This window comes from Nocardioides luti (assembly GCF_014212315.1).
Lineage (GTDB): Bacteria > Actinomycetota > Actinomycetes > Propionibacteriales > Nocardioidaceae > Nocardioides > Nocardioides luti.
On the sequence record NZ_JACKXE010000001.1, the window covers coordinates 304,471 to 319,988 of the forward strand.

14 protein-coding genes are annotated in these 15,518 nt (G+C 72.0%); 6 read left to right on the forward strand and 8 right to left on the reverse strand.

Features of this window, described 5'->3' with window-relative positions; all coding sequences use genetic code 11:
• Position 1: 1 nt before the first annotated feature.
• Together rapZ and uvrC are read right to left on the reverse strand one after the other, a co-directional pair.
• Complete coding sequence (rapZ, locus tag H5V45_RS01400) at positions 2 to 874, reverse strand: RNase adapter RapZ (protein WP_185251284.1); 873 nt, start codon at positions 872 to 874, stop codon at positions 2 to 4.
• Entirely contained in the window at positions 874 to 2,868 is a 1,995-nt protein-coding gene (uvrC, locus tag H5V45_RS01405) for an excinuclease ABC subunit UvrC (RefSeq protein WP_185251285.1), read from the reverse strand. Before uvrC ends, rapZ begins: the two co-directional genes overlap by 1 nt.
• Before the next feature lie 81 nt (positions 2,869 to 2,949).
• Between uvrC and H5V45_RS01410 the strand changes: the two genes are divergently transcribed.
• Positions 2,950 to 4,320 (forward strand): tetratricopeptide repeat protein, encoded by a 1,371-nt coding sequence (locus H5V45_RS01410; RefSeq protein ID WP_246415829.1) that lies wholly within the window; start codon positions 2,950 to 2,952, stop codon positions 4,318 to 4,320.
• Here H5V45_RS01410 and H5V45_RS01415 read toward each other — a convergent pair.
• Entirely contained in the window at positions 4,209 to 4,631 is a 423-nt protein-coding gene (locus H5V45_RS01415; RefSeq protein ID WP_185251286.1) for a Rieske 2Fe-2S domain-containing protein, read from the reverse strand. The two genes, H5V45_RS01410 and H5V45_RS01415, sit on opposite strands and share 112 nt — an antisense overlap.
• Before the next feature lie 38 nt (positions 4,632 to 4,669).
• The gene (gene uvrA / locus H5V45_RS01420; RefSeq protein WP_185251287.1) at positions 4,670 to 7,624 is read right to left on the reverse strand and encodes an excinuclease ABC subunit UvrA; all 2,955 of its coding nucleotides are present in this window, start codon (positions 7,622 to 7,624) and stop codon (positions 4,670 to 4,672) included.
• Positions 7,625 to 7,784: 160 nt separating this feature from the next.
• Here uvrA and H5V45_RS01425 point away from each other — a divergent pair, with 160 nt between their 5' ends.
• From H5V45_RS01425 to H5V45_RS01440, 4 genes are read left to right on the forward strand one after another with little or no spacing between them, the layout of a single operon-like run.
• Positions 7,785 to 8,498, forward strand: a complete 714-nt coding sequence (locus tag H5V45_RS01425; protein WP_185251288.1) for a maleylpyruvate isomerase family mycothiol-dependent enzyme — start codon at positions 7,785 to 7,787, stop codon at positions 8,496 to 8,498.
• Between the two features lie 2 nt (positions 8,499 to 8,500).
• Entirely contained in the window at positions 8,501 to 9,190 is a 690-nt protein-coding gene (locus tag H5V45_RS01430) for an MBL fold metallo-hydrolase (protein ID WP_185251289.1), read from the forward strand.
• A gap of 58 nt (positions 9,191 to 9,248) precedes the next feature.
• Entirely contained in the window at positions 9,249 to 10,196 is a 948-nt protein-coding gene (locus H5V45_RS01435; protein ID WP_221633849.1) for an ABC transporter ATP-binding protein, read from the forward strand.
• Positions 10,193 to 11,053: an ABC transporter permease subunit gene (locus tag H5V45_RS01440; protein ID WP_185251290.1), complete on the forward strand. Its 861-nt coding sequence runs from the start codon at positions 10,193 to 10,195 to the stop codon at positions 11,051 to 11,053. Before H5V45_RS01435 ends, H5V45_RS01440 begins: the two co-directional genes overlap by 4 nt.
• Before the next feature lie 9 nt (positions 11,054 to 11,062).
• Here H5V45_RS01440 and H5V45_RS01445 read toward each other — a convergent pair whose 3' ends face one another.
• The 4 genes from H5V45_RS01445 to H5V45_RS01460 form a co-directional block, all read right to left on the reverse strand.
• Positions 11,063 to 11,596: a hypothetical protein gene (locus H5V45_RS01445; RefSeq protein WP_185251291.1), complete on the reverse strand. Its 534-nt coding sequence runs from the start codon at positions 11,594 to 11,596 to the stop codon at positions 11,063 to 11,065.
• A gap of 129 nt (positions 11,597 to 11,725) precedes the next feature.
• Positions 11,726 to 12,829, reverse strand: a complete 1,104-nt coding sequence (locus H5V45_RS01450) for a ferredoxin--NADP reductase (protein ID WP_185251292.1) — start codon at positions 12,827 to 12,829, stop codon at positions 11,726 to 11,728.
• Positions 12,829 to 13,122, reverse strand: coding sequence for a hypothetical protein (locus H5V45_RS01455; RefSeq protein ID WP_185251293.1), 294 nt, complete (start codon positions 13,120 to 13,122; stop codon positions 12,829 to 12,831). The genes H5V45_RS01450 and H5V45_RS01455 overlap by 1 nt, the downstream gene beginning before the upstream one ends.
• On the reverse strand, positions 13,122 to 14,249 hold the full coding sequence (locus H5V45_RS01460; protein WP_185251294.1) for a 3-ketosteroid-9-alpha-monooxygenase, oxygenase component: 1,128 nt from the start codon (positions 14,247 to 14,249) through the stop codon (positions 13,122 to 13,124). Before H5V45_RS01460 ends, H5V45_RS01455 begins: the two co-directional genes overlap by 1 nt.
• Before the next feature lie 46 nt (positions 14,250 to 14,295).
• Here H5V45_RS01460 and H5V45_RS01465 point away from each other — a divergent pair, with 46 nt between their 5' ends.
• Entirely contained in the window at positions 14,296 to 15,498 is a 1,203-nt protein-coding gene (locus H5V45_RS01465) for an acyl-CoA dehydrogenase family protein (protein ID WP_185251295.1), read from the forward strand.
• Positions 15,499 to 15,518 lie beyond the last annotated feature (20 nt).

Consider the following 15,518-nt stretch of genomic DNA (forward strand, 5'->3'; position numbering starts at 1 on the left):
CTCACTCGCGTCCGAGGTCCCGGTGGGCGGCGCGGGTCGCGAAGCCCAGCGCCGACATGCGGGCGGCGATCTCCTCCGTCATGGCCACGCTGCGGTGCTTGCCGCCGGTGCAGCCGACCGCGACGGTCATGAAGCGCTTGCCCTCGCGGAGGTAGCCGTCGGCGACCCCGGCGAGCACGGGGACGTAGGCGTCCAGGAACTCGGCGGCACCGTCGCGGGACTTGACGTACTCGGCGACGTCGGCGTCGTGCCCGGTGTGCGGGCGCAGGGCGGGGATCCAGAACGGGTTGGGCAGGAAGCGCATGTCGGCCACGAAGTCGGCGTCGACGGGGATGCCGTACTTGAAGCCGAAGCTCATCACGGTCACGTTGAGCCGGGTGGCGTCGGCGGACCCGAACGCCTCGGCGATCCGGTCGGTGAGCTGGTGGACGTTGAGGGTGGTGGTGTCGATGACGAGGTCGGCCTCGCTGCGGAGGTCGCCGAGCACCTCCCGCTCGCGGTGCAGCCCGTCGAGGAGCCGGCCGCTGCCCTGGAGGGGGTGCGGGCGGCGTACGGCCTCCTGGCGGCGGACCAGCGCGTCGTCCGTCGCCTCCAGGAACACCAGGGTCGTACGACGGCCCGTGGCGCCCTGGGCGAGGTTGGCCTGCAGCGACTGGAAGAACGAGCCCGACCGCACGTCCACCACGACGGCGATCGGCTGCTCGACGCCCTTGCTCTCGTCGACGAGCCGCACGACGTCCCGCAGCAGGCTCGGCGGCATGTTGTCGACCACGTAGTAGCCGAGGTCCTCGAGCTCCTTGGCCGCGGTGCTGCGGCCGGCCCCGGTCATGCCGGTGACGACGACGAGCTCGCCCCGGTGGGTGTCGCCGACCATCAGGACTCCTCGATCTCGCCGGTCGCGGTGTTGATGCTGGTGATCACGGGACCAGTCTTGCCGCTCGCGGCGCTCTGGGCGACCGCCTCCTTGATCGCGGTGGCCGTGCGGACCCCGATGCCGGGCACCAGGGCGATCTCGTCGACGCTGGCGGTGCGGAGCTTCTTGAGCGAGCCGAAGTGCTTGAGCAGCGTCTTGCGCCGCACCTCGCCCAGCCCCGGCACGTCGTCCAGCAGGCTCTCGACCATGGTCTTGGAGCGCCGGGAGCGGTGGTGGGTGATCGCGAAGCGGTGCGCCTCGTCGCGCACCCGCTGGAGGAGGTAGAGCCCCTCGGAGGACCGCGCCAGGATGACCGGGTCCTCCTGCGAGGGCAGCCAGACCTCCTCGAGGCGCTTGGCCAGCCCGCACACGGGGATGTCGTCGATGCCGAGCTCGTCGAGGGCGCGCTGGGCGGCGGCCACCTGGGGCGGGCCGCCGTCGACGACGACGAGGCCGGGGGCGTAGGCGAACTTGCGGGGCCGGCCCGTCTCGGGGTCGACCAGCATCGGGCCGCTCTCGGTGGACACCTCCTGGCTGCGGGCCTGCTCGTCGAGGAGCCGGCGGAAGCGCCGGGTGATGACCTGGTGCATGTGGGCGACGTCGTTCTGGCCGACCTGCGCCTCGCCCGGCTCGCCCTTGATGACGAAGCGGCGGTACTCGCCCTTGCGGGGCAGCCCGTCCTCGAAGACGACCATCGAGGCGACCACCTCGGTGCCCTGGAGGTTGGAGATGTCGTAGCACTCGATGCGCAGGGGCACCTCGTCGAGCTCGAGGCTGACCTGGATCTCCTCGAGGGCTCGGTTGCGGGTCGTGAGGTCGCTGGCCCGCTTGGTCTTGTGCAGCACGAGCGCCTGCCCGGCGTTGCGGGCCACGGTCTCCTGGAGCGACTTCTTGTCGCCGCGCTGCGGCACCCGGATCGCGACCTTGCTCCCCCGCAGGTCGCCGAGCAGCTGCTCGAACGTCGCCGGGTCCGGCGGCAGCGCCGGCACCAGGATCTCGCGCGGGATCGTGTCGGCCTCGCCGGCGTACAGCTGGAGCAGGAAGTCCTCGACCAGCTCCGGGGTGCCGCCCTCGTCGACGCGGTCGGCGACCCACCCGCGCTGGCCGCGGATCCGGCCGCCCCGGACGTAGAAGATCTGCACGGCGACCTCGAGCGGGTCCTCCGCGAGCGCGATGATGTCGGCGTCGGCGCCGTCACCGAGGACGACCGCCTGCTTCTCGAGGGCCCGCTCCATCGCGCCGAGGTCGTCGCGCAGGCGGGCGGCCTTCTCGTAGTCCTCGGCCTCGGAGGCGGCGTACATCTCCTTCTTGATGCGCCGCAGGAAGGCCGTGGTCTGGCCGCCCATGAAGTCGCAGAAGTCGTCGACGATCGCGCGGTGCTCCTCGGGCGTCACGTTGCCCACGCAGGGGGCGGCGCACTTGTCGATGTAGCCGAGCAGGCACGGCCGCCCGATCTGCTGCGAGCGCCGGAAGACGCCGTTGCTGCAGGAGCGCATCGGGAAGACGCGCAGCAGCACGTCGACGGTCTCGCGGATCGCCCAGGCGTGGCTGTAGGGGCCGAAGTAGCGGGTGCCCTTGCGCTTGGCGCCCCGCCCGACCATCACGCGGGGGAACTCGTCACCGACCGTGACGGCCAGCCACGGGTAGGACTTGTCGTCGCGGTACTTCACGTTGAAGCGCGGGTCGAACTCCTTGATCCAGGAGTACTCCAGCTGGAGCGCCTCGACCTCGGTGTCGACGGTCGTCCACTCGACGCTGGCCGCGGTGGTCACCATCGTGGCGGTGCGCGGGTGCAGGCCGCCGATGTCCTGGAAGTACGACGAGATCCGCGAGCGGAGGTTCTTCGCCTTGCCGACGTAGACCACCCGGCTGCGCGCGTCGCGGAACCGGTAGACCCCCGGCTGCGTCGGGATGGACCCCGACTCCGGGCGGTAGGACAGGGGCGAGCGAGGCACGGGGCAACCCTACGGGGCGACACGGACAGTGCCGGGCGCGCGGGTTCTGGTCTTTTTAGTGTGGTGTCTTACTCTACTTACATGCCCTGTCGCGACCTCTACGGCTACGGCCTCAGCACGACGGCCGACGCCGCCGCTGCCTACACGCGCGGCACCCGCGAGCTGCTCCGGCTCGGCACGGGCGCGGTCGAGGGCGTCGCCGCCTCGATCGTCCACGACCCGACCTTCGCGCTCGGGCACGCGGCCCTCGCGCTGTTCGGGCACGAGCTGTGCGCCCCCGTCGACGTCCGGGCCCGGTTGCGCGACGCCGTGCGGCACGCGCCGCGGGGCTCGGAGCGCGAGCGCAGCCACGTGCACGCCGTCGTCGCGCACGTGAAGGGCGACTCCGCTCCCCTGGTCCAGCACCTGGCGGCGTACCCCCGCGACGCGGTGCTGCTGTCCACCGCCGTCCCCACGATCGCCTTCGCGGGCGTGACCGAGGTGCCCGAGGAGGCCTGGCAGATCGTCGAGGACGCCCGGCCGGCCTACGGCGACGACTGGTGGTTCAGCGGCCTGCTGGCCTTCGTGCGGCAGGAGCAGGGTCGCTTCGACGAGGCGATGGAGCTCTCCTGCCGCTCCCTGGCGCAGGAGCCCGGGGCGGGCCACTCGGCGCACGCCCGCGCCCACGCGCACTACGAGACCGGCGACCACGCGACCGGGCTCGCCTGGATGGACGCCTGGGTGACCGGCGACGGTGCCGGCATCGACAGCATCAGCCACTTCTCGTGGCACGCGGCGCTGCACGAGCTCTCGCTGGGCGACCTCGACGCCGTACGCCGGCGCTACGACGCCCAGCTGCGGCCCGAGCGCGGCCTCGGCTGCCGCGCGCTGGTCGACAGCGGCTCGCTGCTCTTCCGCTGGGCGCTGACCCCCGACGCGGGCGACGTGCCCGACATCCGCGAGGTCGCCGCGGTGGCCGGTCGTGGGGTGCTCGAGGCGCCGGCCACGCCCTTCCTCGCGATGCACGCCGCGGTCACGCTGCTGGCGCTGGACGACGGCCCCGCCCTGCGTCGTCTGGCAACCCACGCCGAGGGGCACCCCCACGCGACGCAGCGCGAGGTCGTCGCGCCGCTGGCCCACGCACTGGGCCTCATGGTCGCCGGGCGCTCCTCGGCCGCCGCCGACGCCCTGGGCCGCCTGCGCGAGCCCGTGCGACGGCTCGGCGGCTCGGACGCCCAGCGCGAGATCGTCGAGGAGGCGCGGATCGCCGCCCTGCTCCGCGCGGGGAGGTACGACGAGGCGCGGGTGCTGCTCGACGAGCGGCTCGACCGGCGGGCCTCGCCGCGTGACGTGCGGTGGCGTCAGGAGACGCTGATCGAGTCCCCGTCGACGGTGATGGCGACCTCGTCGAGCCCCGTGGTGGCCGGGCCGTTCTCGACCGAGCCGTCCTCGATGGAGAACTTGCTGCCGTGACAGGTGCAGTTGATGGTGCCGCCGTCGACGCTGGCCACCAGGCAGCCCTGGTGCGGGCACACCGCTGAGAAGCACTTGAAGTCGCCCTCGGTGGGCTGGGTGACCACGACCTTCTCGTCGGCGAAGACCGCGCCGCCGCCGACCTCGACGTCCGAGGTGGTCGTCAGCGGACCGGCCGACGGCTTGGCCGTCGAGGCGGTGTCCGAGGCGGTCGAGTCCCCGCCCCCGCAGGCGGCGAGGAGCGGCAGGCCGAGACCCACGGTCGCGGCTCCGGCGAGGGCATGGCGGCGGCTGATCCCATCGGTCGTCACGCGGACGAGCCTATCGGGGCGCCCCCAGCCAGCCGCCACTACCGCTTGGCCGCCCGCTTGCTGGCAGCGGACTTCTTCGCGGCCTTCTTGGTCGGCATCCGGGTCGGCGCCGCCTTGGCCGTGAGCTTCCGGGTGGGCTGCTTGGCCTCGCGGCCCTCCAGCAGCGGCGCCAGGAACTGGCCGGTGTAGCTGGTCGGGTCGGCCGCGACCGCCTCGGGCGTGCCCTCGGCCACCACCATGCCGCCGCGCGAGCCGCCCTCGGGCCCCATGTCGACCAGCCAGTCGGCGGTCTTGATGACGTCCAGGTTGTGCTCGATGACCAGCACCGTGTTGCCCTGGTCGACGAGCCGGCCGAGCACCAGCAGCAGCTTGCGGATGTCCTCGAAGTGCAGGCCGGTGGTCGGCTCGTCGAGGACGTAGACGGTGCGCCCCGTCGAGCGCTTCTGGAGCTCCGAGGACAGCTTCACGCGCTGCGCCTCGCCGCCGGACAGCGTGGTGGCCGGCTGGCCGAGCCGGACGTAGCCGAGGCCGACCTCGACCAGGGTCTGCATGTGGCGCGCGATCGCGGGCACCGCGGCGAAGAAGTCGAGCGCCTCCTCGATCGGCATGTCGAGGACCTCGGCGATGGTCTTGCCCTTGTAGTGCACCTCGAGGGTCTCGCGGTTGTAGCGCGCGCCGTGGCAGACCTCGCACGGGACGTAGACGTCCGGGAGGAAGTTCATCTCGATCTTGATCGTGCCGTCGCCGGCGCACGCCTCGCAGCGCCCGCCCTTGACGTTGAAGGAGAAGCGGCCCTGGAGGTAGCCGCGCATCTTCGCCTCGGGCGTGGCCGCGAAGAGCTTGCGGACGTGGTCGAAGACGCCGGTGTACGTCGCCGGGTTGGACCGCGGCGTGCGCCCGATCGGCGACTGGTCGACGTGGATCACCTTGTCGACGTGCTCGAGGCCGGTGATCTTCTGGTGCCGGCCGGGGACGGCGCGGGCGTGGTAGATCTGCTTGGCCAGCGACGTGTAGAGGATGTCGTTGACGAGCGTGGACTTGCCGGAGCCGGACACCCCGGTCACGGCGACGAAGAGCCCCAGGGGGAACGCGACGTCGACGTTGCGCAGGTTGTGCTCCTTGGCGCCGTGCACCACGAGCTCGCGGTCCTTGGTGCGCGGGCGACGGATCTCCGGCACCGGGATCTCGCGGCGGTGGGAGAGGTACTGCCCGGTCAGCGAGTCGGGGTGCGCGAGCAGGTCGGCGACGCTGCCGCTGTGGACGACCTGGCCGCCGTGCTCGCCGGCGCCCGGCCCGATGTCGACGACCCAGTCGGCAACCCGGATGGTGTCCTCGTCGTGCTCGACCACGATCAGGGTGTTGCCGAGGTCCTTGAGCCGGATCAGGGTCTCAATGAGCCGGTGGTTGTCGCGCTGGTGCAGGCCGATCGACGGCTCGTCGAGCACGTAGAGGACGCCGACCAGGCCGGCCCCGATCTGGGTGGCCAGCCGGATGCGCTGGGCCTCGCCGCCCGACAGCGACCCCGACGGCCGGTTGAGCGAGAGGTAGTCGAGCCCGACGTCGAGCAGGAAGTTGAGCCGCTCCTGGATCTCCTTGAGCACCCGCTCGCCGATCTGGCGCTCGCGCGCGGTCAGCTCGAGGGTCTGCAGGAACTCGGCGGTCTCGTTGATCGGCATCGCGCAGACCTCGGCGATGTTGCGCCCGCCCATGGTGACCGCCATCGAGACCGGCTTGAGCCGGCTCCCCCGGCAGGCCGGGCAGGGCACCTCGCGCATGAAGCCCTCGAAGCGCTCGCGGCTGGTGTCGGACTCGGCCTCCCGGTGCCGGCGCTCGATGTAGGAGCGCACGCCCTCGAACTCGGCGTAGTAGGCGCGCTCGCGGCCGTAGCGGTTGCGGGTGACCACGTGCACCTTGGTCGAGTGGCCGTCGAGGAGGGACTTCTGCGCCTTGGCGGGGATCTTCTCCCACGGGGTGTTCAGGTCGAAGCCGAGCTCGTCGCCGAGCGCGCCCATCAGCCGCAGGAAGTAGTCGGCCACGTGGGCCTGGCTCCAGGGCTGGATCGCGCCCTCGCCGAGGGTGGCCTGCGGGTTCGGCACGACCAGGTCGGGGTCGACCTCCATCCGGGTGCCGAGGCCGCTGCACACCGGGCAGGCGCCGAACGGGGAGTTGAACGAGAACGACCGCGGCTCGAGCTCGTCGGTGTCGATCGTGTGGTCGTTCGGGCAGGACATCTTCTCGCTGAACTTGAGCTCGCGCTCCGGGTCCTTGGCCGGCAGGTCGACGAAGTCGAAGAGCACCAGGCCGCCGGCGAGGTTGAGCGCGGTCTCGACCGAGTCGGTCAGCCGCCGCTTCGAGGTCTCCTTGACCGCGAGCCGGTCGACGACGACCTCGATGGTGTGCTTCTTCTGCTTGTCCAGCTTGGGCGGGTCGTCGAGCGTGTGCGTCTCGCCGTTGACGCGCGCACGGGAGAAGCCCTGGGTCTGCAGCTGTCGGAAGAGCTCGACGTACTCGCCCTTGCGGCCGCGGATCACCGGCGCCAGCACCTGGAAGCGGCGACCCTCCTCGAGCGCGAGGACGCGGTCGACGATCTGCTGCGGCGTCTGCCGCTCGATCGGGGCTCCGCAGGTCGGGCAGTGCGGGCGCCCGGCGCGCGCGTAGAGCAGGCGGAGGTAGTCGTAGACCTCGGTGATCGTGCCGACGGTCGAGCGAGGGTTCTTCGACGTGGACTTCTGGTCGATCGACACCGCGGGCGAGAGGCCCTCGATGAAGTCGACGTCCGGCTTGTCCATCTGGCCCAGGAACTGGCGGGCGTACGCCGAGAGCGACTCGACGTAGCGGCGCTGGCCCTCGGCGAAGATCGTGTCGAACGCGAGCGAGGACTTCCCCGACCCGGACAGGCCCGTGAAGACGATGAGCGAGTCCCGCGGGAGGTCGATCGAGACGTCCTTCAGGTTGTGCTCGCGCGCACCCCGGATGATCAGCTGGTCCTGCATCAAAGTCCTTGAGGAGTCGGTCCCGGTCGTTCGAACAAGTGTTCGTCATCCTACGGGCCGGCGGCAAGGGGGCACGCCGCCCGACGGACAGGCTCCACATTCTCACGCCCCGCCGACAGCGCTGAACCGGTGAGCCGAAAGGGTGAGGCAGGATGGCGGCATGTCCGCCCCCGACCTGACCCGGACCGCGCTCGCCGCCGAGCTCCTGGGCGACGCGTCCCAGCGCCTGGTGCGCTCGGTCGACGCCCTGCCCGAGGAGGGCTGGCCGGGTCCGAGCCTGCTGCCCGGGTGGACGCGCCTGCACGTCCTGGCGCACCTGACCTGCAACGCCGAGGCCCTCGCCGCCGTGCTGCGTGGACTGGCCGCCGGTGAGGCCCTCCCCATGTACCCCTCCCAGGAGCGCCGAGACGCCGACATCGAGGAGGCGGCAGCCCTGGGCGCCAGCGAGCTGCGGACCCGCTTCCTCGGCGCGACCACGGAGTTCGCCGACGCCGTCGCGGGCGTCCCCGAGGACGCCTGGGACCGCGAGGTCGAGCGGGTCCCCGGCGGGCCGACGTTCGTGGCCGCGGCCGTCCCGGAGATGAGGCTGCGCGAGGTCGAGATCCACCACGTCGACCTCGCCGCCGGCCCGACGCACACCGACTGGTCCCCCGGCTTCGCCGCGCTCGTCCTGGACGCGATGAGCAGCCGGCCCCGCGGACCCCACGGCCTGACCGCCGACCCCACGGACCTCGACCGGACGTGGACGTACGACGAGGGCGGGCCGGTCGTGACCGGCACCGCCGCCGACCTCGCCTGGTGGCTGACCGGCCGCGGTCGCGGCGAGGGACTGACGAGCGAGACCGGCACGCTGCCGGAGATCGGAGCCTGGTGACCATGACCGAGCCGACGGACGAGACCTACACCGGCGACGTGACGCCCGGGGGCGACCCCGACGTCCGCGACCTGGGCGCGCTGCGCATCACCAAGCTGGCCGTCGACCCCGAGATGTCGAACAACTGCTACCTGCTGACCTGCACCACGAGCGGGGCGCAGGTGCTGATCGACGCGGCCGCCGAGCCCGAGCGGCTGCTGCCGCTCATCGGCGAGGCCGGGCTGACCGCCGTCGTCACCACCCACCAGCACTGGGACCACCACCGGGCCCTGGCCGACGTCGTCGAGGCGACGGGCGCCGAGGTCGTGGCGGGCGTCCCGGACGCCGACGCGATCACCGCGCAGACCGGCGTCGCCGTCACCCGCGCCGTCAAGCAGGCCGACGTCGTCGCGGTCGGCGACTGCTCCCTGGAGGTCATCTCGATCGCGGGCCACACCCCCGGCTCGATCGCCCTGCTGCACACCGACGCCACTGGCCGGCCGCACCTGTTCACCGGTGACTCGCTCTTCCCCGGCGGCGTCGGCAACACCTTCGGCGACGAGGCGGCCTTCGTGCAGCTGATCGACGACGTCGAGACCAAGATCTTCCAGCGGCTGCCCGACGAGACCTGGTTCTACCCCGGCCACGGCGGCGACTCCACGCTCGGCGCCGAGCGGCCCAGCCTCGCGGAGTGGCGCCAGCGGGGCTGGTAGCCCACCTGGCCACCGGTCGGTCAGGTGGCCGTCAGGTGCCCCTCGGCAGACTGGGTGGGTGAACGACCTCGCGGGCCCGCCCGCCATCCGGCTCCACGAGCTCCGCAAGGAGTTCGGCCACGTCGTGGCGGTCGACGGGATCGACCTGACCGTCCCGACCGGGGCGGTCTTCGGCTACCTCGGGCCCAACGGCGCCGGCAAGACGACCTCGCTGCGCATCATGACCGGCCTGATCCGGCCGACCTCCGGGACGGCCGAGCTCTTCGGCCGCAACCCGGCGGTGGAGGGCGTGGGCGCGCTCGACGGCGTCGCGGGCTTCGTCGAGTCGCCGATGTTCTACCCCTACCTCTCCGGGCGCCGGAACCTCCGCCTGCTGGCCTCCCTCGACGGCGGTCGCGACGACGAGCGCGTCGAGGAGGTGCTCGGCATCGTCGAGCTCGACGGGCGCGGGAACGACAAGGTGGGCGGCTACTCGCAGGGGATGCGCCAGCGGCTCGGCCTCGCGGCGGCGCTCCTGCGGCGGCCCCGGCTGCTGCTGCTCGACGAGCCGACCAACGGCCTGGACCCCGGCGGGATGCGCGACATGCGCCGCCTCATCGGCGAGCTCGCGGACGACGGCCTCACGGTGCTGCTCTCCTCCCACCTGATGGGCGAGGTCGAGCAGCTGTGCACCGAGCTCGCGATCATCGCGAAGGGCCGGATCCGCTTCGCCGGCACCCTCGACGAGCTGCGCTCCGGCCACGGCAACGCGGACTACCGGCTCAGCGTCACCGACGTTCGCCGGGCCCTCGCGACCTGCTCGGACCTCGACGGCGTCGAGCTGACCACCGACGACTCCGGCAGCCTGCTGGTCCGCGCCGACCCGGCCGACGCCGCCCGGCTCACGGTGCGGCTCGGCCAGGAGGGCATCGGCATCCTGGCGATGCTGCCCGACGCGCCCTCGCTGGAGCAGCTGTTCTTCGACCTCACCGAGGCCCCCGCCGCCGGCGAGCCGGCCGCCGCGTGAGCACCTACGCCTGGGAGCTGCGCAAGCTGGTCGCGCAGCGCCGCACCCTCATCGGCCTCGTCGTCGCCGTCCTCATCCCGCTGGCCTTCGCGATCGGCCTGGCCGTCAACCCCGCCAAGCCGCCGGCCGCGGGCGAGACGATCGACCCGGACGTCTACATCACCCTCGCCTACAACTCCTCCGGGCTGGTGCTGCCCCTCATCGCGCTCTTCTTCTCCTCGCTGGTGCTGCTGCCGCTGCTCGCCGCCCTGGTCGCCGGCGACATCGTCGCGGCCGAGGACGTCAACCAGACGCTCAAGACGGTCCTGACCCGCTCGACGTCCCGGCTGCGCCTGCTCGGCGCCAAGGCCGGCGCCACCGCGACGTACGTCGTGCTCCTGCTCGTGCTCTTCGGCGTCAGCGGGACGGTCATCGGCGCGGTCGCCGGCGGCGCGAACCCGGTCCCGCTCGGTGGCGTCCCCCTCGGGCCGACCGGCTTCACCCTGGGCGCCCACGAGATCGGTGTGGGCGCGATGCTCGGGCGGATCGCCCTGGCGGTCGCGATCTACGCGATGCCGCTGCTGGCGGTCAGCGCCTGGGGCTTCCTGCTCTCGACCGTCACCCGCAACAGCGGGGCCGCGATCGTCGGCATGCTGGTCTTCAGCTTCGCCAACCAGATCATCGGCTTCCTGCCGAGCATCCCGGAGAGCGTGACCCGCTGGCTGCTCACCGACCAGTTCACCGCCTGGCAGACCGCGCTCGGGACCGCGGTCGACACCGCCCCGATCTGGCACGCCCTGCTGGTCAGCGTCGTGTACGGCGTCCCGCCGCTCGTGCTGAGCGCCTGGTGGTTCCGGCGCCGCGACGTCCTGGTCTGACGGACCCGCTCAGCTGGCGCGCAGGCCGCCGTCGTAGGGCCAGAAGCCGGGCTCCGAGATCGGCGGCAGGCCGTCGAAGCGGCCCAGCTCGCGTCGCGTCAGCGGCTGCGCCGAGATCGGCACCACCGGGGCCGGGGCGACCACGTCGACCGGCGCCGGCCCGGAATTGAGGTCGGCGAAGAGCGTCAGCGAGCGCCGGTCCGGGACGGTCCCCTCGGCGAGGTGGCGCTCGAGGGCGCCCTGCCCCATCCCCGCACGCACGCACAGCGCGAGGAGCTCGGCGTCGTGCCGCTCCACCCAGCGCCACATGGTGGTCGCGGGCAGCCCGAGCGCCGCGGCTCCGGCCATCACGTCGGCCAGCAGCGCCGGGGGCAGCTGGTCGGCGAGGTGCCGCTCGACGTCCAGGGTATTGATCCGGTCGGCGTGGTCGCGGAGGTACCGCTCGCGACGCTGGACCTCGCGGGCCTCGGAGGCGGGCCGGGTCGAGCCGGCGCAGAAGGCGAGGGTGGCGACGAGGACGACGAGGGTCAGGCCGAGGATCATGAGGGCTCCCGAGGGGCGGTGGTGGTCCCCGGTTGTTGCCCGCGGGCGGACGGGGACAAACGACCGCCGCAACCCGGTCTGGACACGTGGTCCAGACCGCTGGACCACGTGTCGGACAGTGGCCGTCGGTCAGTGGTACGTGACCTTGACGGTGTCCGTGGCCGGGACCGACTGGCAGCCCAGCCGGATGCCCTCGGCGAGGTCCTCGGCGTCCAGGACGTCGTTGTGGAGCATGGCCACCTCGCCCTCGAGCAGCCGGACCGCGCAGGCCGAGCACTCCCCCTCGCGGCAGGAGTACGGCGCCTTGACCCCCTTCGCCTCCAGGTGCTCGAGCAGCTTCGTCCCGGGCGCCCAGTCGTCGAAGGTGTACTCCTGGCCGTCGAGCTCGACCTCGAGCTTCACCGGTCCCGACGGCCCCTCCGGCACCGTCGCGTCGAGGTCCGCGGACTCGTCCAGGTCGGTCTCGGCGTCCTCGATCTCGTGCTCGGCGACCTCCTGGTCGTGCAGGTCGCCGAAGGGGTTGCCCCCGAGCGAGACGAACTTCTCCTGGTGCCGGCGCTCGCGCGGGAACTCCAGCTCGCGCAGCGCGGCCACGGTCATCTTCATGAACGGCGGCGGCCCGCACACGAAGGCGTCGTACGTCGGGTAGGCCGACGCGAACGCCTTCATCTGCTCCTGGCTCGGCAGCCCCTGCACCGACTCGAGCCAGTGCACGACCAGCAGCCGGTCGGGGTGCTCCGCGGCCAGGGCGGTCAGCGCCTCGGCGAAGATGACCGACCGCTCGTCGCGGTTGGCGTAGAACAGCACGACCCGACCGGTGCCACGGGCCAGGGCGGTCCGGGTGATCGACAGGACCGGCGTGATGCCGGAGCCGCCCGCGAGGAGCAGCAGGTCGGCGTCGAGCGAGGCCGGGGTGAAGATGCCGCTGGGCGGCAGCACCCGCAGGGTGTCGCCCTCGCGGAGGTGGTCGCAGATCCAGTTCGAGGCGTACCCGTCGGCCGTCCGCTTGACGGTGATGGTCAGCGGGCCGTCGCCGAGGGGGCTGCTCGACAGCGAGTAGCACCGGGCCGCCACGCCGGTCCGGTCGCTCGGCACCGCGACGGTCAGGAACTGCCCCGGGCGGTAGGTGAAGTGCTCCTCGGCCCCGGCCGGGACCTCGAAGCTGATCGAGTGGGCGTCCGCCGTCTCCTCGACGACGTCGACCACCGTCAGCTCGAAGGAGTCGGTGTCCATCAGTATCCGTCCTCGGCGCCGATCGGGAGGTGGCCCTCGCGCACTGCGGCCTCGATGCTGGCCAGCAGGCGCGGGCAGCCTACTTTCACGTCGCGCGGACTCGTGTGACGGGCCAGCTCGGGGCACTGCTCCCGGGCGCCGCCGGACCACTGGATCGAGGTGTGCTGCTCGCTGTTCTTCTTCACGCCGACGACGGCCAGGCAGTCGAGGCAGGCCACCTCGACCAGCCGGGCCCGGGTGTAGAGGCGCTGGTCCTCCGCGGTGCCGGGGCTGGTCGGGACGAAGGACGCCATCAGGTGCCGGCCTCCGCGGCCCGCTTCGCGAGGTTCTCGGCGACCTCCACCTGCCAGTACTCGTTGGCCAGGGTCGTGTCGACCTCGAACTCGAAGCGGTCGACCATCTCGGGCGCGACGTCGGCGACGTCGACGTAGAACTGCTCGTACCACCGCCGCAGCTGGTAGACCGGCCCGTCCTCCTCGCAGAGGAGCGGGTTCTGCACGGGGGCCTTGTTCTTCCAGATGTGCACGTCCTGGAGGAAGCCGCCGCCGAACATCTCGGCGTACTTCTGGCTGATGAACGCCGCGGTCGCGTCGTCGATGCCCTCGGGCTTCTTGACGGTGATGCCGTACTGCAGCGTGAAGGAGTCCGGGCCGGTCGGGAGGTGGCAGTTGATCAGGATGACCTCGGTCCGGAAGCCCTTGTAGTCCACGTCGAGCCAGTTGATCATGTACGACGGCCCGTAGTAGGTGGCCTCGGACTTGAGGAACAGCTCGGCGTCCCCGCCGTACCCGCCCGTCTTGTCGGGGCGGCCCTTCGACTCCATGAACTGGGTCGCGACGTGCCCCTCGAAGACGTTGCGGAAGCTCGTGGGGAACGAGAAGTGCACGTAGTAGAAGTGCGCCATGTCGACGACGTTGTCGATGAGCTCGCGGCAGTGGGAGTCGGTGATCGGCACGACCTCCCACGACCAGGGGGTGTACTCGTCGGTGCCGACTCCGGGGAGCTCGGGCGGCAGCAGGTCGTGGTCGGGGGCGCTGCCCTCGACGTCGTGCCAGACCAGCAATTGCTGGTTGCGCACGGCGGTGGCGTACTTCTGGGTGCGGGCGCGCAGCGGCACCCGGCGGGCGTACGGGATCGCCTTGCACTTCCCGTCGCCTCCCCAGCGCCAGTCGTGGAACGGGCAGGCGATCTCGTCGCCCTTGACGCTCCCCTGGGTCAGGTCGCCGCCCATGTGGCGGCAGTAGCCGTCGAGCACCTGCAGCTCGCCGGCCGTGTCGGCCCAGACGACCAGCTTGCTGCCGAATGCCTCGATGCCGTGCGGCTGCCCGTCCCGGAAGGAGTCCACCAGGCCCAGGCAGTGCCAGCCCCGGGCGAAGCGGGTGGGGGGCGTTCCGTGGTCGAGCTGGCGCGTTTCGCTCATGGCACCATTATGGACCAGAACGAGAACACGTTCTAGTCTGGCGGACATGCACATCGCCCTCTCCCCCGAACACCTCCGGCTCCGCGAGGAGCTGCGGGAGTACTTCGCGGCGCTCGTCACCCCCGAACGGCGCGCGGGCCTCGCCGCCGCGACCGGCCAGTTCGGTCAGGGGGAGTTCGGCGAGGCGGGGGTCTACCAGGAGGTCATCCGGCAGCTCGGCGCCGACGGCTGGCTCGGGATCGGGTGGCCCGAGGAGTACGGCGGCCAGGCCCGCTCGATGGTGGAGCAGCTGATCTTCACCGACGCGGCCGCGGTCGCCGGCGTGCCGATCCCCTACCTGACGCTCAACACCGTCGGGCCGACGATCATGCGCTACGGCACCGACGAGCAGAAGGAGTACTTCCTCCCCCGCATCCTCCGCGGCGAGCTGCACTTCTCGATCGGCTACTCCGAGCCGGGCTCGGGCACCGACCTCGCCTCGCTGACGACCCGCGCGACGCGGGAAGGCGACGAGTGGGTGATCAACGGCCAGAAGATGTGGACCTCGCTCATCCAGTACGCCGACTGGATCTGGCTGGCCTGCCGCACCGACCCCGACCTGCCCCGCCACAAGGGCCTCTCGATGATCCTGGTCCCGGCCGATGCTCCCGGCTTCTCCTACACGCCCGTGCACACGGTCGCCGGCGTCAGCACCAGCGCGACGTACTACGAGGACGTGCGCGTGCCCGCCGCGAACCTCGTCGGCGAGCTGAACGGCGGCTGGTCGCTGATGACCAACCAGCTGAACCACGAGCGGGTCGCGCTGACCTCCTCCGCGCCGCTGGCCCACTCGATCGAGCTCGTGCGACGGTGGGCGCAGGAGACGAAGAACCCGGACGGCCAGCGGGTGATCGACGCGGAGTGGGTGCAGATCGCCCTGGGGCGCGCGCACGCCCGCACCGAGGCCCTGTCGCTGATCAACTGGAAGCTGGCCGCGGACGCCGACGCCGGTGTCTCGTTGTCGCCGGCCGAGGCCTCGGCGACCAAGATCTACGGCTCGGAGCTGGCCACCGAGGTCTACCGGTCTCTGATGGAGGTCGTCGGCCCGAACGCCGGGATCACCGGCGACTCCGAGGGCGCGGTCCTCGCGGGTCGGCTCGAGCGCTACCACCGCTCGGCGCTCGTGATGACCTTCGGCGGCGGCACCAACGAGATCCAGCGCGACATCATCGGCTACGTGGGCCTCGGCCTGCCCGCGGCGAAGCGCTAGGTCTCGCTACACCCGCTCGT

Excerpts from the sequence above, each read along its gene's own strand:
- rapZ (WP_185251284.1), bottom strand. The coding sequence starts at position 874 with ATGGTCGGCGACACCCACCGGGGCGAGCTCGTCGTCGTCACCGGCATG.
- H5V45_RS01410 (WP_246415829.1), top strand. The coding sequence starts at position 2,950 with ATGCCCTGTCGCGACCTCTACGGCTACGGCCTCAGCACGACGGCCGAC.
- uvrA (WP_185251287.1), bottom strand. The coding sequence starts at position 7,624 with ATGCAGGACCAGCTGATCATCCGGGGTGCGCGCGAGCACAACCTGAAG.
- H5V45_RS01425 (WP_185251288.1), top strand. The coding sequence starts at position 7,785 with ATGTCCGCCCCCGACCTGACCCGGACCGCGCTCGCCGCCGAGCTCCTG.
- H5V45_RS01430 (WP_185251289.1), top strand. The coding sequence starts at position 8,501 with ATGACCGAGCCGACGGACGAGACCTACACCGGCGACGTGACGCCCGGG.
- H5V45_RS01445 (WP_185251291.1), bottom strand. The coding sequence starts at position 11,596 with ATGATCCTCGGCCTGACCCTCGTCGTCCTCGTCGCCACCCTCGCCTTC.
- H5V45_RS01450 (WP_185251292.1), bottom strand. The coding sequence starts at position 12,829 with ATGGACACCGACTCCTTCGAGCTGACGGTGGTCGACGTCGTCGAGGAG.
- H5V45_RS01455 (WP_185251293.1), bottom strand. The coding sequence starts at position 13,122 with ATGGCGTCCTTCGTCCCGACCAGCCCCGGCACCGCGGAGGACCAGCGC.
- H5V45_RS01460 (WP_185251294.1), bottom strand. The coding sequence starts at position 14,249 with ATGAGCGAAACGCGCCAGCTCGACCACGGAACGCCCCCCACCCGCTTC.
- H5V45_RS01465 (WP_185251295.1), top strand. The coding sequence starts at position 14,296 with ATGCACATCGCCCTCTCCCCCGAACACCTCCGGCTCCGCGAGGAGCTG.